This window comes from Neorhizobium galegae bv. orientalis str. HAMBI 540, assembly GCF_000731315.1.
Classification (GTDB): domain Bacteria; phylum Pseudomonadota; class Alphaproteobacteria; order Rhizobiales; family Rhizobiaceae; genus Neorhizobium; species Neorhizobium galegae.
In genome coordinates this window covers 78,390-96,268 of the sequence record NZ_HG938353.1, presented here as the reverse complement: position 1 = coordinate 96,268, position 17,879 = coordinate 78,390, and the positions used below count along the sequence as shown (strand labels likewise).

Below are 17,879 nucleotides of genomic sequence, written 5' to 3'. Positions count from 1 at the left end.
ACGACAGGGCGTTAGTTCCTTGACGAACGAGAAGCCGCGACCGAATATCGCCCGCCGCCTGCGAAGGCGGCATTCAAGAATCCCAAGGAGAATTCATGCCGCTGGACCCCAAGATCATCGAGACGCTGAAGGGCGTCTCCACCGCCACGCTGACCACGGTGCTTTTGAAGAAGGGCCTGCGCAATGTCTGGATGCGCGGCACGAAGCCGCTGAAGCCGGGCCAGGGCCGCGTCGTTGGGCCGGCTTTCACGCTGCGTTTCGTGCCCGCCCGCGAGGATCTGGCGACGCCGGAAAGCTGGGCTTCGCCGATCTCCACCCGCGCGGCGATCGAAGCGATGCCGGAAGGCTGCGTTGCGGTCGCGGATGCGCTCGGCGTCACCGATGCCGGCATTTTCGGCGATATTCTCTGCTCCCGGATGGCGAAGCGCGGCGTGGCCGGGCTTGTCACCGACGGCGTGATGCGTGATGCCGAAGGCGTGCTTGGCAGCGGCATGAAGGTCTGGTGCGACGGCATCGCCGCTCCACCTTCCGTCGCCGGCCTCACCTTCGTTGGCTGGCAGGAGCCGATCTCCTGCGGCGGCGTTGCCGTTTTCCCGGACGATATCGTCGTCGTGGATGATGACGGCGCGGTGCTGATCCCCGCCAAGCTGCTCGACGCGGTTGTCGCCGAGGCGCCGGAACAGGAACGCATGGAAGGCTGGATCATGACCGAGGTCGACCGCGGCGTGCCACTGCCGGGCCTCTATCCGATGAACGCCGAAACGAAAGCCCGCTATCAGGCCTGGAAGGACGCACAATAGTGACTTTCGGGATCGAGACCAAAGGCGTCTACGCCATCGCCACCACGCCGTTCTTCGAAGACGGATCGATCGATTTTGCCTCGATCGACCGGCTGACGGATTTTTATGAAGAGAGCGGCTGCACCGGCATCACCATTCTCGGGATCATGGGCGAAGCGCCGAAGATGGAGCCGGAGGAAAGCCGCGCAATCATCAAACGCGTCGTCTCTCGCGCCAAAGTGCCGATCATCGTCGGCGTCTCGGCGCCGGGCTTTGCAGGGATGCGGTCGCTGGCGCGCGATGCGATGGACATGGGTGCTGCCGGCGTGATGATCGCCCCGACGCCGGCGCTGCGCACCGACGACCAGATCGTCAACTATTTCGCCGGGGCTGTCGAAGCGGTCGGCGACGACGTACCGTGGGTGCTGCAGGATTATCCGCTGACGCTGACGGTCGTCATGTCGCCGGGCGTGATCGCCAGGATCATCACCAACCACCCATCCTGCCTGATGCTGAAGCACGAAGACTGGCCGGGTCTCGAAAAAGTGTCGAAGCTGCGCGCCATGCAGAAGGCGGGCGAACTGCGCCCCTTCTCGATCCTTTGCGGCAACGGCGGCGTGTTCCTCGATTTCGAACCGGAACGCGGTGCCGACGGCGCAATGACCGGCTACGGCTTCCCCGACATGCTGACGGAACTGATCGGCCTATTTGCCGCCGGCAAACGCGAGGAGGCGCATGACCTGTTCGATGCGCATCTGCCATTGATCCGTTACGAGCAGCAGGCCGGCATCGGTCTGGCGATCCGCAAACACGTGCTGAAACGGCGCGGCGTCATCACCTCGGATGCGCAGCGCAAACCGGCCCAGATGCTTTCCGCGACCGCCAAGGCGGAAGTTGACTATCTGCTCACCCGTCTCGCCAAACACGACAGGCGCGCGGCGTTTTGAGGCTGCAAGCGCCTGCCCTTATCGCAAGGTCAGGCGCTCCACCCTCTCCGCGATCGCCATGGAGGCGGTGAGGCCAGGGCTTTCTATGCCGTAAAGCGCGGCATAGGCCGGGTGGCCGGTCGTTTCAGGCCCCTGAATGATAAAGTCGCCGACCCCTCCCCCGTTCGGACCGACTATTTTCGGCCGCATGCCCGCATAGGCAGGCTGCAGGGCGCCGTCCGGCAGATTTGGCCAATAGCGGCGGATCGCTCCATAGAACTTGTCGGCGCGGCGGGGATCGACGTCGTAATCGATCGTCTCCACCCATTCGACATCCGGGCCGAACCGTGCCTGGCCGGCGAGATCGAGAGTCAGGTGGACGCCGAGCCCGCCGGTCTCCGGCACTGGGTAGATCAGCCGTTCCGCCGGCGCGCGGGCGGTCAGCGAGAAATAACAGCCTTTCGCATAGTGGCGCTCGGGGATAGTTCTCCTGTCGAGGCCGATCATGCTTTCGGAGATCGCCCAGGCGCTTAAGCCGGCCGAGTTGACCACCAGGTTCGCCTCGATCTCCACGGGATCGCGGCCGCCGACCGAAAGCCGCACCGTATCGGATAGAAGCTCGCCGCCAAGGACGGGCGAGTTCAGCACGACGCTGCCGCCGTGCGCTTCGATATCGGCGATATAGGCTTCCATCAGGCCGTGGCTGTCGATGATGCCGGTCGAGGGGGAGACGAGTGCTGCAAAGCCCGTGATCTGCGGCTCGAGGCGGGCAAGTTCGGCGCCGTCGATCAGCCGGCAATCGTCGACGCCATTGGCTTGCGCCTGTTTCAGCAGTTTTTCGAGATAGGCAACTTCGGCTTCGTTCGAGGCGACGACCAGCTTGCCACATCGCTTGTGCGGAATATGCCGGTCGCGGCAATAATCGTAGAGCTTCTCTTTGCCGGCGACGCAGAGTTCGGCCTTGAGGCTGCCGGTCGGATAATAGAGCCCGGCGTGGATGACTTCGCTGTTGCGGGAAGAGGTGATGCTGCCGGTCATCGGCTCGGCTTCCAGGAGCACGACCTCGCGCCCGGCGATTGCCATTTCGCGGGCCACCGCCAGCCCCACCACGCCGCCGCCGATGACGGCGCAATCGAGCGTCAACACTTCACCCATGCCATTCTCCGCACTTTTGCCTTCCGGTCGGCGGGCGGGATGATATACGAGAAATCCATTGCGGCCAGCGCTTCGGCCGCCGTGGTTCGATTGGGAGGAGTTTCAAATCATGCAGGAATTTTCGCGATGAAGGTCGTGTTTCTGGACCGCGACACGATCGGCCCTTCGGTGACGATCACCCGGCCCGCGTTCGCTCATCAATGGGTTGAGTACGGCAAGACGGCGCTAGGGGATGTGGCCTCCCGTATTGCGGATGCCGATATCGTCATCACCAACAAGGCGCCGGTGCGCGAACAGTCGATCGCCAATGCCCCGAAGCTGAAGATGATTGCGGTTGCTGCCACGGGTTATGACGTGATCGATCTGGCCTTCGCCAAGGAGCGCGGCATCACCGTCTCCAACGTGCGCGGTTATGCGGTCAACACCGTGCCGGAGCATACATTCGGCCTGATCTTCGCGCTGCGCCGCTCGATCGTCGGTTTCCGCCAGGACGTGATCGCCGGCGAATGGCAGCGCGCCAACCAGTTCTGTTTCTTCAACCATCCGATCAAGGATCTGGCCGGTTCGACGCTCGGCATTTTTGGCCGCGGCACGCTCGGCAAGTCGGTGGCGAAGATCGCCGAGGCGTTCGGCATGAAGGCCATCTTCGCGGCCCGGAAAGATGCGGAAAAGGTCGAGCCCGGCTACACGGCCTTCGACGAAGTGTTGGAAACGTCGGACATCATCACCTTTCACATGCCGCTGACGCCGGCGACCCGCGACCTCATCGGCCTGCCCGAGTTCCGAAAGATGAAGCGGCATCCGCTGATCATCAATACCGCCCGCGGCGGCCTAGTGAACGAGGCCGATCTGGTGACCGCGCTCGACGAGGGCCTGATCGGCGGCGCCGGTTTCGACGTGCTGACCAAGGAACCGCCGGCACCGGACAATCCGCTGCTGACGATCCTGAAACGACCGAACTTCATCCTCACTCCGCATGTGGCCTGGGCGAGCGACGAGGCGATGCAGACACTCTGGGCGCAGGTCATCACCCATGTCGAGAACTTCGAAAAGGGCTCGCCGTCCAACGTGCTCTGAGGTGAGACATTCGGGAGAGAGGTCATGACATCCGCCATTTCCCATCGCCGCTTGTCGGATTGCAGCCTGGAGATGAATTCGCCCATAAACGACACATTGTTAGAAACGTATTTTCGACTTTAGCAAAACGTTCAGGGATAGTCTGGAAGATGCCTTTTCAATCGACCGCGCCGCATCCGCGCGGCAAAAACTATTTGTGGAGAGGGCCGTCGATGGCGGAAGCAATCGAAAATAGCGTGCGCGAGTTCATCGCGGAGAATTTTCTCTTCCGGGCCGACGCGCAGGTTTCCAACAACCAGTCATTGCTCGAAAGCGGCGTGATCGATTCCACCGGCGTGCTCGAACTGATCGCCTTCCTGGAACAGACCTACGGCATCACCGTGGCCGACGAGGAAATCGTTCCGGAAAACCTCGACAGCATCGACAACATGACCAGCTACCTCACGACCAAGCTGGCAGCGGCCTGAGGCTGCGCCGATGCGCATAGAGGCCCGGCTCCGCGACAGCGCCAGACGTTTCGGCGACAAATGCGCGCTCATTGCGGGCGACACCCGGCTGACCTATGCGGAACTCGATGCCTCATCCGACCGGCTCGCCGCCAGCCTTGCCCGCAGCGGCGTCAAGCCCGGCGACCGGGTGCTGATGGTGCTGGACAACGGCCATGAGGCGGTCATCAGTTTCTTTGGCCTCTGGAAGGCGGGCGCCGTGCCCTGCCCGCTTTATTCGTCGATCAAAGCCGAAAAGCTTTCAGTCATTCTGAACAGCACCGAGGCTTCCGCGATCATTACCCAGGCACGTCAACGGGCAACCGTGAATGCGGCCATTTCCATGACGAAGATGCAGCCGCTGAGGATCGTCGCGCAGGCGGATGCCGGCGAAAATCTCGGGCATGGGTTGCGGTTCGAAGACCTGGTCAGCGGTGAGGTTTCGGTTCCGCTCAGGGACTTCGAAAACACCGAGGCGCTGGCGCTGCTGCTCCACACCTCGGGCTCCACCGGCCAGCCGAAGGGCGTAATGCTGACCCACGCCAATGTCGGCGCCGCCTGCGAGGCCATCGTTGCCTATCTCGGCAATACCGCTGAGAACGTCGTGCTCAGCGTCCTGCCGCTGTCCTTCGGCTACGGCATCACCCAGGTGGTGACGATGGTGATGGCCGGGGGTACGCTGGTTCTCGAAAAGAGCTTCGCCTTTCCGCGGAAGATCCTCGATCGGCTGGCAGAGGTGAAGGCTACGGGTTTCCCGCTCGTGCCGCCGATGGCCGCCCTGATTACCGGCATGAAGGATCTGGAGCCGGGTTTCCTGCCGCATCTGCGCACCATCACCAGCGCCGCCGCGGCCATGCCGCCGGCCCTTGCCGAGCGGTTGCAGCAGCTTTTCCCGGATATCCGGCTTTTCCTGATGTACGGCCAGACGGAATGTCTGCGTGCGACCTACCTGCCGCCTGAAGAGGTTTCCCGAAGGCCGCTTTCTGTCGGCCGCGCCATTCCCGGCACCAAGGCTTTCGTGATCGACGAGGACGGACGTCCCGCTTCCCCGGGCACGATCGGTGAACTTGTCGTCGAGGGACCACATGTGATGTCCGGTTACTGGGGCAGCGGCCTGACCTCCGTGCGTGCACTTTCGCCCGTCGCAGACGGTAGGCGGCTGCATACGGGCGACCTCTTTCGCGCCGATGCGGACGGTTTTCTCTATTTCATCAGCCGGCGCGACGACATTATCAAGACACGCGGCGAAAAGGTCAGCCCACAGGAAGTCGAGCGCGCGCTCTATACGCTGCCCGGCATCAAGGAAGCGGCGGTTGGCGGCATCGCCGATCCGATCTTCGGCCAGGTCGTCCGCGCTTATGTGGTGGTTGAGGACGGCGTGACGCTTACCGAACGGGAAATCATCCGCCACTGCGCTCAGTTGCTCGAAGATTACATGGTGCCGAAAAGCATCGAATTCCGCGACGCGCTGCCGCGCACGACGAGCGGCAAGATCCGGCTCGGCGCGGATGAAACAAACACAGCCACACGGGGGAATGTCGCATGATCCAGAGCCTGAAGCAGGCCCAAAGGGCGGAGAAATTCTCGGCCGAGACGCTGAAGCTCGATGCGGAGGCCGCGATCGAACGCATCTGCGGCTGGCTGCGGGAGACAGTGCTGAAGGATTTGCGCAAACGCGGCGCAGTGCTCGGCTTGTCCGGCGGCATCGATTCCAGCGTCACCGCGGCTCTTTGCGCCCGCGCACTCGGTCCGGGCAAGGTGACAGGCATCTTCATGCCGGAACATGATTCCGATCCGGGCAGCCTGAAGCTCGGCAAGGCGCTTGCAGAGGCGGTCGGCGTGGAGACCGTGCTCGAAGATATCGGTCCGGCGCTTGCCGCGGCCGGCTGTTATACCCGCCGCGATGGCTTCATCCGCCAGATCGTTCCGGAATTCGGTGACGGCTGGGGCTGCAAGGTGGTGCTGGAAAATGCTCTGACCGGCCGCGGTTACAACATTTCCTGGCTGGTGGTCGCCAATCCGGCCGGCGAACAAAGCCGCCATCGCATGCCGCTCGAGGTCTATCTCGGCATGATCGCGGCCGCCAACATGAAGCAGCGCACCCGCAAGCAGATCGAATATTATCATGCCGACCGGCTGAATTTTGCCGTCGCCGGCACGCCGAACCGGCTCGAATACGACCAGGGCTTCTTCGTGAAGAACGGCGATGGTGCCGCCGATTTCAAGCCGATCGCGCATCTCTACAAGAGCCAGGTCTATCAGCTTGCCGAAGCCCTCGGCGTGCCCGCCGACATCCGCCGGCGCCCGCCGACGACGGACACATGGTCGCTGCCGCAGGGCCAGGACGAGTATTATTTCTCGCTGCCCTATGACCGGATGGATCTGTGCCTCTACGGGCTAGAGAATGGCATATCGCGGGAAGAAGTCGGCGACGCCGCGGGCCTGACGCCGGACGAGGTGGACGCCGTCTGGCGCAATATCGCCGCGAAACGCAAGGTGGCGGAATATCTGCATGCCGAGCCGGTGACGATGCTCGGCTGAGAAGTCTCACTCGAACCGGTCGCCGATCAGGCGCGTCCAGCTTTCCCCTGCGAGGCCGCTGATCAGCGCCTGGCCGGACCTGATCGGTTCCAGCAGGCTCTTGTCGCGCGCCTGCGCGACATAGAAGGAACGGCCGTAGAATATCGTCTTGCGGCTCATCAGCGCCGGGATCAGCCATGGATGTCCGCTGCCGCGTATGCCGGAGCATCCTATCTCGTAGGCGTGCGCGAACAGGTCGTCCACGAGGTCCGGGGTCGCATTCGGGGCCGATAGCGCCTGCAGCAGCCAGGCGATCTCGCCGGGACCGGCGAAATAGACGTAAGCTGCAACCGGCCGGCCGTCGGGAGCAAAGCCGACGCGCCATTCCGGATAGCCGAAATTCCGCTTGTTTTCCGCCTGATCCAGGAACCACGCCAACGAACGATCATCCCAGCGCGGACGAAGGGGATAGTTCAAGGCAAGCGCCGGAAGCGCCGTGCCGAACTGCTCGCGGGTGACATCGCGGAACGTGATCTTTGAGGCGCCGCGTTCGGCCGGCCGAAGAGGCGTCATACGGACCAAAGCCGAGCCACGGTCGGCGATCCGGCCGAAGGGACGCAGGAGGGCCGCGGGACGCAACCGCCTGGCCAGGATCTCGACCGCTGCGGAGGCGGGACGCAGGATGCGCAGCCAGTTCATGCTGTAACCGGGATCGAGAGGATGGCCGGCCTTCTGCCACATGCCGAGCGCGGTGGCATTGGCGGTTTCGGTAAGCGAGATATCCTGCGGACCGGCAAGGAAGGAGCGCAACAGCCGCGCGCCGGCGAGTGGATTTTCCTTCGGATTCCGAACCATCATAGAACCTGCAAAGGCTGCGCGAAGCGGCCGGCCATCGAGCTCCAGCCGCGACGGAAAGACGCCGATGAAACCGGATACCCTTCCATCAGCCTCCGCAAACACCTTCGACCGGATGTCGGGCTCAGCCCAGGGATGATCGAAAAAGGCTTCTTCCAGATAGGCGATCAATGAGGGCGACGGCGCTTTCGACTTGCGAAACGTCTCCTGGAAAAGCTGCGCTACCGCTTCGATATCACCGCGCTCGAAATCGCGGACCGTGCCCGCTTCCGTCTTTCCCGTCATCGCCGTCCCCTTGTCGCGAGGACCTTGCATCAGGAGAATTAAATAAACGAAAAGAGGCCCCGCAACGCGGAGCCTCCGGAGTTCCATTGGCGTGACGCCTACATCCAGTACGGCGGAATGCCGTAATAGTCGTAGATCGTCCGGCCCTTGTCGTTGTACCAGGTATCGTCATCCAGATCGCGGTAACGCGGGGCGCCGGTGATCTGGTCCTTGGTCAGGTCGATGCGGTAGCCGTCGAGCTGTTCGTCGTAACGAAGCTTTTCCCAGGGCAGCGGGTAATAGTCGTCGCCGATACCCAGAAAACCGCCGAAGCTCAGGACCGCATATCCGACGCGGCCGCCGCGCTTTTCCAGAAGCACTCGGGCGATAGAGCCTATATGCTTGCCGTCGGCGCCATAAACCTTCGTCCCTTCCACCTTATCGCTGGCGATCAGCGACGGGGTATCCTTGACATAGGGGTCCTGTCCGGCTCGTGGTTCTTGATGCAACATTGCGCGCCTCCTTTGTGATTCCTCATGCATTTTATTAGGTTGGGAAAACGCCATACCCTTTCGGATGTTCCGTTGTTCGTCCAAATACACTCGCCCATGCCGTCTTTGACGTTTACGTCAAAGTAAGATAGCTGTTTATATCTGTGTCTATGGCTTGATGCTACCGTGGCATGGCATAAGCTGTTGTTCGCGGGAAGGTGGAGGACCTGACCCGCACGCGCCGGGAAAGCGCGGGATAACAAGAAAAACGATAGAGGAGGTCCAGCATGAACGAAGTCACCGCACGTACCGGTGCCAATCCGCCCAAGATCTGGCTTGCCTCCTACCCGCCGACAGTGCCGGCCGAAATCCCGCCGCTGCAGCATCAATCCCTCGGAGCACTGTTCGAGGAAAGCTGCGCGCGCTATGCCGACCGCGCCGCCTTTTCGAGCATGGGCAAGGCGCTCACCTACCGAGCGCTCGAAGGGGAAAGCCGCAAGGTCGCCGCCTGGCTGCAGGCCCAGGGCCTGGTCAAGGGCGATCGCGTGGCGGTGATGCTGCCGAACATTCTCCAGAACCCGGTGATCGTCTACGGCATCCTTCGCGTCGGCATGGTCGTCGTCAACGTCAACCCGCTCTATACGCCACGCGAGCTGGCCTACCAGCTGAAAGATGCCGGTGCCAAGGCGATCTTCGTGCTCGAAAACTTTGCCCATACGGTGCAGCAGGCCTTGCCGCAGACGGAGATCAAGCACGTGGTCGTCGCCACGATGGGCGACATGCTCGGCTTGAAGGGCCATATCGTCAATCTGGTCGTGCGCAAGGTGAAGAAACTCGTGCCGGAATGGTCGCTGCCATCAACCCGAAGCTTCAAGCAGGTGATTGCCGAAGGCACCCGGCAGACGATGAATGCGGTCGAGGTCTCGCCTCGCGATATCGCCTTCCTGCAGTATACGGGCGGCACGACCGGTATTTCCAAGGGCGCCATCCTCACCCATGCCAACCTGCTCGCCAACAAGGAGCAGATGGCCCTGTGGCTGGAGACCGCCTTCCTCAACAAACCGCGCCCAGAGCAGATCCAGTTCCTCTGCGCCCTCCCGCTCTATCATATCTTTGCGCTGACGGTGAATTCGCTGATGGGTGTCGCGACCGGCAGCCACAATATCCTGATCGCCAACCCGCGCGATATTCCGGCCTTCGTCAAGGAACTGCAGAAATACAAGATCCATGTCTTCCCCGGGCTCAACACGCTGTTCAATGCGTTGATGAACAATCCGGACTTCCAGAAGCTGGATTTCTCCTCGATGATCCTCGTTTTTGGCGGCGGCATGTCTGTGCAGCGGCCGGTCGCCGAACGCTGGCTGAAGATGACCCATAGCCAGATCACCGAGGGTTACGGCCTGTCGGAAACCTCGCCGGTCGCCACCGCGAACCGGCTCGACGCCACCGAATTCAGCGGCATGATCGGACTTCCCATCTCGTCCACGGAAATCTCGATCCGTAACGACGACGATTCCGAGGTGGAACTCGGCGATGTCGGAGAGATCTGCATCCGCGGCCCCCAGGTGATGGCCGGTTACTGGAACCGCCCGGACGAAACCGCCAAGGTCATGACGGCGGACGGTTATTTCCGGACCGGCGACATGGGCTACATGGACCGCCAAGGCTATACCAAAATCGTCGACCGCAAGAAGGACATGATCCTCGTCTCCGGCTTCAACGTTTATCCGAACGAAGTCGAGGAAGTCGTGGCAACCCATCCCGGCGTGCTGGAATGCGCGGCGATCGGCGTGCCGGACGAACATTCCGGCGAGGCCGTGAAGCTCTTCGTGGTCAAGAAGGATCCGAACCTGACGGAGGCGGACGTCAAGGCCCATTGCGTGACCAACCTGACCGGCTACAAACGCCCGCGCTTCATCGAATTCCGCACCGAGCTGCCGAAATCCAATGTCGGCAAGATCCTGCGGCGGGAGCTGCGCGGCTAACCTACCGTTGCAACGCTGCGACAGATGACGACCAAGCGTGTGCAGTAAAGCCGGAATCCTTCCGTTAGCGGTGGACGATGCGGCAGTCCTTGATTAGCCCTTTCCGCGGGGGCTGGGCAAAGCATGTTGGAGTTCGCTTGGAAAGCCGCGCCGGATTTTCGTTTCATGTGATCGCCGTTCTCACGGTGCTGAGCGTTCTTGCAGGCTGTGCGGGGCGCCCCGAAGGCGTGCTCATTCCGACCCAGACGCAGGCAGCCGGGACCTCGAAAGTTGACGTGCTGGTGGCAACTACGCGACGCCCGACAGAGACGCCCGGCGTGCTGTTTTCCGGCGAGCGCGGCAAGGAACCTGTCGTTACCGAAATTGCAGTCTCCATCCCGCCCGACAAGGCTCGCGAGATCGGGCAGGTGCAGTGGCCATCGAAGCTGCCTGCCAATCCGGCGAAGGAGTTCGCGACGGTTTCCGTGACGCCACTCGCCGCCCCGGCGGCCCAATCCTGGCTCAAGGGCCACCTGGGCAAGAGCCGTCGGGTCTTCGTCTTCGTGCACGGGTTCAACAACCGCTACGAGGACGCAGTTTATCGCTTCGCCCAGATCGTCCACGACTCCAATGCGGATGTGGCTCCGGTCCTTTTCACTTGGCCGTCTCGCGGCAGCATCTTTGCCTATAACTACGACAAGGAAAGCACCAACTATTCCCGCGATGCGCTGGAGGAGATGCTGCGGCGGCTGGCGAAGGAGCCTGGCGTCGGCGAGATCACCGTCATGGCCCATTCGATGGGATCATGGCTGACCGTCGAGGCGCTCCGACAGATGGCGATCCGCGACGGCAGGGTGGCGCCGAAGATCCAGAACGTCATCCTTGCCTCCCCGGATCTCGATGTCGACGTGTTCGGCCAGCAGCTTGCCGAGATCGGCGAAAAGCGGCCACATTTCACGCTGTTCGTCTCCCGCGACGATCGGGCGCTCAGCCTGTCGCGACGGATTTCCGGCAATATCGACCGGCTCGGCCAGGTGGATCCGACTGTCGAACCCTATCGCAGCGAATTCGAGAAGGCCGGCATCGTGGTTCTCGACCTCACGGCGCTCAAGACCGGCGACCGGCTGAACCACGGAAAATTCGCCGAAAGCCCGGAGGTGGTGAAGCTGATCGGCAACCGGCTGATCGCCGGGCAGACGGTGACCGACTCAGACGTCGGGCTCGGCGAGACGCTCGGCGCCGTGGCCCTCGGCACGGCTCAGACCGTGGGCAGCGCCGCCAGCGTAGCCGTCAGCACGCCGATCGCCATCTTCGATCCGACCACCCGCCGGAACTACAAGGACCAGGTCGACCGCTTCGGCAACTCGATCGGCAACGCCGTCGAGACGGCGGTTGGACAATAAACGCATCGCCGCCACGGCCGTGCTTGATTTGACATCAAAACGGAATAGGTTCCCGATCATCCCATTTCGAGTGCCGAGGAATCACCCATGCAGGCCATCGTCCAAGACCTGAAGTCCACCGTCGCGAAAACCAATGCCACGGATATCCGCGCCGCCTTCGCGGCCGATTCCGGCCGTTTCGCCAAGTTCAGCGCCGTTTTCGACGATCTCCTGATGGACTATTCCAAGACGGCCGTGAACGACGAGATCATGGCGCTGCTCGAAAAGCTGGCAGATGCCGGCGGGGTTGCCGCCAAGCGCGAAGAAATGTTTTCGGGCGTCGCGATCAACTTCACCGAAGGCCGCGCCGTGCTGCACACGGCACTGCGCAACCGCTCCAATACGCCCGTTCTGGTCGACGGCAAGGACGTGATGCCGGATGTCAACGGCGTGCTCGCCGCCATGGGCAAGTTTGCCGACGGCATCCGCTCGGGCGCGCTCAAGGGCGCGACCGGCAAAAAGATCACCGATATCGTCAATATCGGCATCGGCGGCTCCGATCTCGGCCCGGTCATGGTCACCCTGGCGCTGGCGCCTTTCCATGACGGCCCACGGGCGCATTTCGTCTCCAACGTCGATGGCGCGCATATCGCCGACACGCTGAAGCTGCTCGACGCGGAAACGACGCTGTTCATCGTCGCCTCGAAGACCTTCACCACCATCGAGACGATGACCAATGCAGCCTCGGCGCGTGCCTTTATCGCCGACAAGCTCGGGGAAGCAGCCGTCGGTCATCACTTCTGCGCCGTCTCCACCGCGCTCGACAAGGTCGCCGCCTTCGGCATCGACAGCGACCGCATCTTCGGGTTCTGGGACTGGGTCGGCGGACGTTATTCGATCTGGTCGGCGATCGGCCTGCCGCTGATGATCGCTGTCGGGCGTGAGAACTTTGGCAAGTTCCTGGATGGCGCACATGCGATGGACACGCATTTCCGCACTGCCCCGGTGCGCCAGAACCTGCCGATGCTGCTTGGCCTGATCGGCTTCTACCACCGCAACGTTCTCGGTTATCCGTCGCGCGCTATCCTGCCCTATGACCAGCGGCTGCTGCGCTTCCCGGCCTATCTGCAGCAACTCGACATGGAATCGAACGGCAAGGGCGTGACGATCGACGGCACGCCGGTCGAGGGCAACTCCGGTCCTGTCGTCTGGGGCGAACCCGGCACCAACGGCCAGCACGCCTTCTATCAGCTCATCCACCAGGGCACGACCGTTATCCCGGCCGAGTTCATGATCGCCGCCAACAGTTTCGAGCCGCATCTGCGCCACCAGCACGAGCTGCTGATCGCCAACGTCCTGGCGCAGTCGGAAGCGCTGATGAAGGGCCGCACGTTCGAGGAGGCCAAGAAGCAGCTGACCGACAAGGGCATGGATGACAAGCAGGCCGATTTCATCGCGCCACATCGCGTCTTCACTGGCAACCGCCCTTCGATCACCTTCGTCCACGACAAGCTGACACCGTTTGCGCTCGGCCGGCTGATCGCGCTCTACGAACATCGGGTGTTCGTCGAAGGCGTGCTCTTCCGCATCAACTCGTTCGACCAGTGGGGCGTCGAGCTCGGTAAGGAACTGGCGACCGGCCTGCTGCCCGTCGTGGAAGGCAAGGAAAGCGCCAGCAGCCACGATGCCTCGACGCAGGGGCTGCTGAAGGCACTGCTGGCTGCCCGGAAATAACGTTTCGGCCCCTATCAGGGGGCCGAGCTATTTTCCTTTGCGGACTGGGGATAGGACCTCACAGACCGATCTCATGGGCGAAAGGCGGGTTGGCGCCCGCCCGCGATACCGTGACGGCAGCGGCCTTTGCGCCGAGTGCGAGAGCTTTGCTCACGGCATCCTCGGTCAAGCCCGCGACCTTTTCCTTGGTCAGCAGGTCCTGCATCTTCAGCGAGGCCAGAATGCCCGCATCGAACGTATCGCCTGCGCCGACTGTATCGACCACCGTCACGCGCTCGCTCGGCACCGAAACCTTGAAGTTTTTGGTATAACCGGTGGCGCCATCCGCACCACGGGTGAGGACCACCAGCTTGGCGCCCTGCTCCAGCCAATGCGCAGCCAGCGCGTCATGGTCGCCCTGCATGCCGAACCAGTCTAGATCCTCATCGGAAAATTTGATGATGTCGGACATGGCGGCCATCCGGCGGACGCGGTCCATGTGTTTTGGTTTGTCCTTGATGAAGCCGGGGCGGATATTCGGATCGAAGGAGATCACCCGTTTGCGGTATTCGCGAGCCATCAACGCCTCGTAGGTCGCGCCGCAGGGTTCGGGGATAAGGCTGATCGCGCCGAAATGCATGGCCTCGCAGTCATCGCCGAGCGCCGGCAGGTCAGCCTCGGTGATCATCCGGCCGGCAGTGCCTTCGTCGTAGAAGGCGTAGGTCGCCTGGCCGTTGACGAGTTTCACGAAGGCAATGGTGGTCGGGCGAGAAGAGACAGCCGCAAGGCTGTAGTCCACGCCGCTCTTTGCCAGCGTGTCCCGCAGGACATCGCCCATCAAGTCATCGGAAATGCCGGTGAAAAACGCGGTCGGCTGGCCAAGCCGCCCGAGCGCAATCGCGGTGTTGAAGATCGCGCCGCCCGCGTAAGGCGCAAAGCCTTTTTCACCGAGCGTGGTGTCACGCGGAAGCATATCGATCAGGGCTTCGCCGCAGCACAAAATCATAAAAATCCTCCCGCGCGCTTTCTCAGCAATTTTCAATCGATTAAGCGAGCTTTTGCCAAAAGGCCAGAGCAAAAAATCAGAGAGCGATCTCGCTGACGCCGCCATTGCGTCCCGACCAGGCCAGCGGCGCGTCGAGGAAGGCCTCGACTTCCGAGAGCGTGTTGTCATCGAAAAGCTTGCCTTCCCTGGCTGCCGCCAGGACGTTGCGCCAGGTGGCGATGTGATGCAGCTTTACCTGGCCGTTCGAGAAACGCTCGTAGGCTTCCGGGAAAATATCGTAGAAGAAGAGCGCGATGCCGTGATCAACGGTAGCGCCGGCGGCGCGGATCGCATCGATGAACTTGAACATGCTGCCGCCGGCGGTCGTCAGGTCCTCGATGACCAGCACACGCGCACCCTCCGGCATATGGCCTTCGATCTGTGCATTGCGGCCATGGCCCTTCGGCGCCTTGCGGACATAGATCATCGGCAGGCCGAGCCGCTCGGCAAGGAATGCGGCAAAGGGGATACCGGCCGTCTCGCCGCCCGCGATGCAATCGAACTTTTCAAAGCCTGCTTCACGCATAACGGTAGCGGCCGCGAAATCCATGATCGCCGAGCGGATGCGCGGATAGGAAATCAGCTTGCGGCAGTCGATATAGACGGGGCTCATCAGGCCGGAGGCGAACTTGTAGGGCTTGTCGGCGCTGAAATGAACCGCTCCGATCTCCCAGAGCATCTTTGCCATCAGCTCGGCCATTACGCCGCGGTCCGGAAATGTGGTTTGAATCATGCGCCCGCTCCTTTTGTCAAAACCACGCGCCGCAATAGCAGCATGCGGCAGAGTATGCCAGACGATGTGGAAAATAAGGAGGGGATCAGGCGGTGGTGCGGGTTTCGGTCAGGTCCACCGGCCGCAGATAGCCCGCGACATGCACGCGGTCGCGGCCAGCCCGCTTTGCTTCGTAGAGCGCGTTATCGGCGAGGCCGAGTACGGTTTCGAAAGGTTGGCCGGTCGGGGCACCGACGGCCACACCGGCGCTGACAGTGCATTTCAGCACCGCCTCGCCGATGACGGTCTCGCGAGCGGCGAACCGGCGGGAGATGTCACTGGCGATCCGCTCAGCCCGTCCGGGGAGAACTCCGTCGAGGATCATCACGAATTCCTCGCCGCCAAGCCGCGCGACGGTATTGCGAATTTTCATGCCGCTCGTGAGATCTTCGGCAAACAACCTCAGCACCTGGTCACCGGCAGCATGGCCATGCTGATCGTTGATGGACTTGAACCGGTCGATATCGAAAACGATGACCGCGGTCGACGAACCGAGCGTGCGATGGGCATGCTGCTCGAAGAGAGCGCGGCGGTTGAGAAGCCCCGTCAGAGCATCGGTCATCGCCTCGTGGCGATGGTGGGTCGCCATGCGCCACTGGTGGAGCGCCAGCGACAGCGCGCCGATGCCGGTCATGCCGGCGATGCAGACAGCGATATTGAGGTTTTCGGCCCAGTTGTCGGGCGCGTGGCCCAGCACCCATTGTTGCCCGTCGATCAGGACGACGGCACATAGCGCGAAAGACACCGCGGTGGCGGCGTAAAGTACTGCCATTCCGATGAGCGGTCCCGGCGCCTCCCGGCGTGCGCGCCAATATTGCCTGGCGGTTTCGAGGAGCAGCCCGGCCGTGGCAAGGTTCATGACGATGAACCCGAGGCCGTCGAAGCCAGCAATCATCAGCGGCAGGCCAAAAGCCACGGAAGCGGCGGTGATGGCACCGGCCGTTATCCAGGGCCGGGTCCCGCTGCGGAACTGCACCGATGCCGCATAGATCGTGCCGAACCCCGCCATCAGGAACGTATAGGCGATCGAGGCACCCATAACGTCGGCCTCGACGGTATAGGAACTATAGGCGAAAATGCCCGAGACAGTGAGGCAGAGCGCGATGACAAGGGTGAGAAGGAAGGAATCGGTGCGACGTGAGTACCATGTACCGAACAGCGTCACCATCAGGCACGCCGCCGAGACGCCCAGCGCGAGCAGAAGAGAATGGTAGTCGAGCATCATGCCTAGCTCTCTCTTCGGGTACATCCCCGCGGGAAAATCTTGGGCGCCAAGCTAAGCCCGGATTCTATCCAAAAGGTTACCGGATCGATCTGGATACCATCAATCCGGATACCATTAGCATTTACTTATCAAACACATGCCAATGAAGCGGGAACATCGGATCGAAGACCGTGATTGGCCCGGCGCCGCTATCGCGCTTGTCCGGAAACTTCACCGGCTCGTCGCGCTTTTCAAGCGTGATAATCTCTTCATTCGGCTTCAGGCCATACCAGGCCGGGCCGTTGAGCGAGGTGAACGCCTCCAGCTTGTCGAGCGCATTGTCGTCCTCAAACACATGCGCAAGGCAGCTCATGGTGTTGACCGACGTATAGATGCCGGCGCAGCCGCAGGCGCATTCCTTCAGCGGATCGACATGAGGGGCGGAATCGGTGCCGAGGAAGAAGCGCGCATCACCGGATGTCGCTGCCGCGCGTAGTGCGAGGCGATGGTTCTCGCGTTTGGCGACGGGCAGGCAGTAATAGTGCGGGCGAATGCCGCCGACCAGGATGGCATTGCGATTGATGATCAGGTGGTGGGTGGTGATCGAACCGGCGAGATTGCCCTTCGACGACTTGATGTAATCGATGCCGTCGGCAGTCGTCACATGTTCCATGGTGACTTTCAGTTCCGGCAGGCGTTTGCGCAACGGATCGAGCACGGTCTCGATGAAGACGGCCTCGCGGTCGAAGATGTCGACTTCCGGCGTGGTCACCTCGCCGTGCACGCAGAGTGGTAGGCCGATCTTCGCCATCCGCTCCAGAACCGGCATTGCCTTGTTGAAGTCGCGCACGCCGCCATGGGAATTGGTCGTGGCGCCAGCGGGATAAAGCTTCACGGCTGAGATCAGGCCGCTCTTGCCTCCCTCTTCCACATCGTCCGGATCGGTATGCTCCGTCAGGTAGAGCGTCATCAGCGGCTCGAAGCGGTCACCTGCCGGAAGGGCGGCGAGAATGCGCTCACGATAGGCCTTGGCATCCGAGGTCGTCACCACCGGCGGCACCAGGTTGGGCATGATGATGGCACGCGCGAAATGCCGGCTGGTATCGCCGATCACCGCCTGCAGGACGTCGCCGTCACGCAGGTGCAGGTGCCAGTCATCGGGGCGGCGGAGCGTGAGCGTTTTCATAGGAAGCTTCCGGACGTGATCGATTTGTCCGCCATAACATCAATGGCTCGGCCAAAACAAT

General features: G+C 62.1%; 16 protein-coding genes. 9 read left to right on the top strand and 7 right to left on the bottom strand.

Annotated features, from left to right (window positions below; all coding sequences use genetic code 11):
• Positions 1–95 precede the first annotated feature (95 nt).
• Complete coding sequence (locus RG540_RS00480) at positions 96–800, top strand: ribonuclease activity regulator RraA (RefSeq protein WP_038583504.1); 705 nt, start codon at positions 96–98, stop codon at positions 798–800.
• Complete coding sequence (locus tag RG540_RS00475; RefSeq protein ID WP_038583501.1) at positions 800–1,726, top strand: dihydrodipicolinate synthase family protein; 927 nt, start codon at positions 800–802, stop codon at positions 1,724–1,726. Before RG540_RS00480 ends, RG540_RS00475 begins: the two co-directional genes overlap by 1 nt.
• A gap of 18 nt (positions 1,727–1,744) precedes the next feature.
• Here the strand turns inward: RG540_RS00475 and RG540_RS00470 are convergent, their stop codons facing one another.
• Positions 1,745–2,860: an NAD(P)/FAD-dependent oxidoreductase gene (locus RG540_RS00470; protein WP_038583500.1), complete on the bottom strand. Its 1,116-nt coding sequence runs from the start codon at positions 2,858–2,860 to the stop codon at positions 1,745–1,747.
• A gap of 126 nt (positions 2,861–2,986) precedes the next feature.
• Between RG540_RS00470 and RG540_RS00465 the strand changes: the two genes are divergently transcribed.
• From RG540_RS00465 to nadE, 4 genes are all read left to right on the top strand, one after another.
• Positions 2,987–3,937 (top strand): D-2-hydroxyacid dehydrogenase, encoded by a 951-nt coding sequence (locus RG540_RS00465; RefSeq protein ID WP_038583499.1) that lies wholly within the window; start codon positions 2,987–2,989, stop codon positions 3,935–3,937.
• A 212-nt stretch (positions 3,938–4,149) separates the two neighbouring features.
• Positions 4,150–4,404, top strand: coding sequence for an acyl carrier protein (locus RG540_RS00460; protein ID WP_038583496.1), 255 nt, complete (start codon positions 4,150–4,152; stop codon positions 4,402–4,404).
• A 10-nt stretch (positions 4,405–4,414) separates the two neighbouring features.
• Positions 4,415–5,968 (top strand): class I adenylate-forming enzyme family protein, encoded by a 1,554-nt coding sequence (locus RG540_RS00455; protein ID WP_038583493.1) that lies wholly within the window; start codon positions 4,415–4,417, stop codon positions 5,966–5,968.
• The gene (nadE, locus tag RG540_RS00450) at positions 5,965–6,963 is read left to right on the top strand and encodes an NAD(+) synthase (RefSeq protein ID WP_038583490.1); all 999 of its coding nucleotides are present in this window, start codon (positions 5,965–5,967) and stop codon (positions 6,961–6,963) included. Before RG540_RS00455 ends, nadE begins: the two co-directional genes overlap by 4 nt.
• A 6-nt stretch (positions 6,964–6,969) precedes the next feature.
• On the opposite strand, the gene RG540_RS00445 is transcribed toward nadE, so the two are convergent.
• Positions 6,970–8,082 carry a hypothetical protein gene (locus RG540_RS00445; RefSeq protein WP_157884552.1) on the bottom strand — a complete coding sequence of 371 codons (1,113 nt, stop codon included), beginning with the start codon at positions 8,080–8,082 and terminating at the stop codon, positions 6,970–6,972.
• Positions 8,083–8,180: 98 nt separating this feature from the next.
• On the bottom strand, positions 8,181–8,573 hold the full coding sequence (locus RG540_RS00440; RefSeq protein ID WP_038583487.1) for a PRC-barrel domain-containing protein: 393 nt from the start codon (positions 8,571–8,573) through the stop codon (positions 8,181–8,183).
• 266 nt (positions 8,574–8,839) lie between these two features.
• Between RG540_RS00440 and RG540_RS00435 the strand changes: the two genes are divergently transcribed.
• The 3 genes from RG540_RS00435 (at position 8,840) to pgi (ending at position 13,632) form a co-directional block, all read left to right on the top strand.
• A complete protein-coding gene (locus RG540_RS00435) occupies positions 8,840–10,537 on the top strand; it encodes a long-chain fatty acid--CoA ligase (RefSeq protein WP_038583485.1) in 1,698 nt (565 codons plus the stop codon).
• A gap of 137 nt (positions 10,538–10,674) precedes the next feature.
• Positions 10,675–11,919, top strand: coding sequence for an alpha/beta hydrolase (locus tag RG540_RS00430; protein WP_155414616.1), 1,245 nt, complete (start codon positions 10,675–10,677; stop codon positions 11,917–11,919).
• 87 nt (positions 11,920–12,006) lie between these two features.
• Complete coding sequence (gene pgi / locus RG540_RS00425; RefSeq protein ID WP_038583482.1) at positions 12,007–13,632, top strand: glucose-6-phosphate isomerase; 1,626 nt, start codon at positions 12,007–12,009, stop codon at positions 13,630–13,632.
• Positions 13,633–13,690: 58 nt separating this feature from the next.
• On the opposite strand, the gene RG540_RS00420 is transcribed toward pgi, so the two are convergent.
• The 4 genes from RG540_RS00420 to pyrC all read right to left on the bottom strand — a co-directional run bounded on the left by RG540_RS00420 (position 13,691) and on the right by pyrC (position 17,818).
• Entirely contained in the window at positions 13,691–14,617 is a 927-nt protein-coding gene (locus RG540_RS00420) for a carbohydrate kinase family protein (protein ID WP_038583479.1), read from the bottom strand.
• Between the two features lie 76 nt (positions 14,618–14,693).
• Positions 14,694–15,389 (bottom strand): orotate phosphoribosyltransferase, encoded by a 696-nt coding sequence (locus RG540_RS00415; protein WP_038583477.1) that lies wholly within the window; start codon positions 15,387–15,389, stop codon positions 14,694–14,696.
• 85 nt (positions 15,390–15,474) lie between these two features.
• On the bottom strand, positions 15,475–16,653 hold the full coding sequence (locus RG540_RS00410; protein WP_038583474.1) for a GGDEF domain-containing protein: 1,179 nt from the start codon (positions 16,651–16,653) through the stop codon (positions 15,475–15,477).
• A gap of 121 nt (positions 16,654–16,774) precedes the next feature.
• Positions 16,775–17,818, bottom strand: a complete 1,044-nt coding sequence (gene pyrC, locus RG540_RS00405) for a dihydroorotase (protein WP_038583472.1) — start codon at positions 17,816–17,818, stop codon at positions 16,775–16,777.
• Positions 17,819–17,879: the final 61 nt, after the last annotated feature.

Bases quoted from the DNA above. Each gene is read 5' to 3' on its own strand.
- RG540_RS00480 (WP_038583504.1), top strand. From the start codon at position 96: ATGCCGCTGGACCCCAAGATCATCGAGACGCTGAAGGGCGTCTCCACC.
- RG540_RS00470 (WP_038583500.1), bottom strand. From the start codon at position 2,860: ATGGGTGAAGTGTTGACGCTCGATTGCGCCGTCATCGGCGGCGGCGTG.
- RG540_RS00465 (WP_038583499.1), top strand. From the start codon at position 2,987: ATGAAGGTCGTGTTTCTGGACCGCGACACGATCGGCCCTTCGGTGACG.
- RG540_RS00460 (WP_038583496.1), top strand. From the start codon at position 4,150: ATGGCGGAAGCAATCGAAAATAGCGTGCGCGAGTTCATCGCGGAGAAT.
- RG540_RS00455 (WP_038583493.1), top strand. From the start codon at position 4,415: ATGCGCATAGAGGCCCGGCTCCGCGACAGCGCCAGACGTTTCGGCGAC.
- nadE (WP_038583490.1), top strand. From the start codon at position 5,965: ATGATCCAGAGCCTGAAGCAGGCCCAAAGGGCGGAGAAATTCTCGGCC.
- RG540_RS00445 (WP_157884552.1), bottom strand. From the start codon at position 8,082: ATGACGGGAAAGACGGAAGCGGGCACGGTCCGCGATTTCGAGCGCGGT.
- RG540_RS00440 (WP_038583487.1), bottom strand. From the start codon at position 8,573: ATGTTGCATCAAGAACCACGAGCCGGACAGGACCCCTATGTCAAGGAT.
- RG540_RS00435 (WP_038583485.1), top strand. From the start codon at position 8,840: ATGAACGAAGTCACCGCACGTACCGGTGCCAATCCGCCCAAGATCTGG.
- pgi (WP_038583482.1), top strand. From the start codon at position 12,007: ATGCAGGCCATCGTCCAAGACCTGAAGTCCACCGTCGCGAAAACCAAT.
- RG540_RS00420 (WP_038583479.1), bottom strand. From the start codon at position 14,617: ATGATTTTGTGCTGCGGCGAAGCCCTGATCGATATGCTTCCGCGTGAC.
- RG540_RS00415 (WP_038583477.1), bottom strand. From the start codon at position 15,389: ATGATTCAAACCACATTTCCGGACCGCGGCGTAATGGCCGAGCTGATG.
- RG540_RS00410 (WP_038583474.1), bottom strand. From the start codon at position 16,653: ATGATGCTCGACTACCATTCTCTTCTGCTCGCGCTGGGCGTCTCGGCG.
- pyrC (WP_038583472.1), bottom strand. From the start codon at position 17,818: ATGAAAACGCTCACGCTCCGCCGCCCCGATGACTGGCACCTGCACCTG.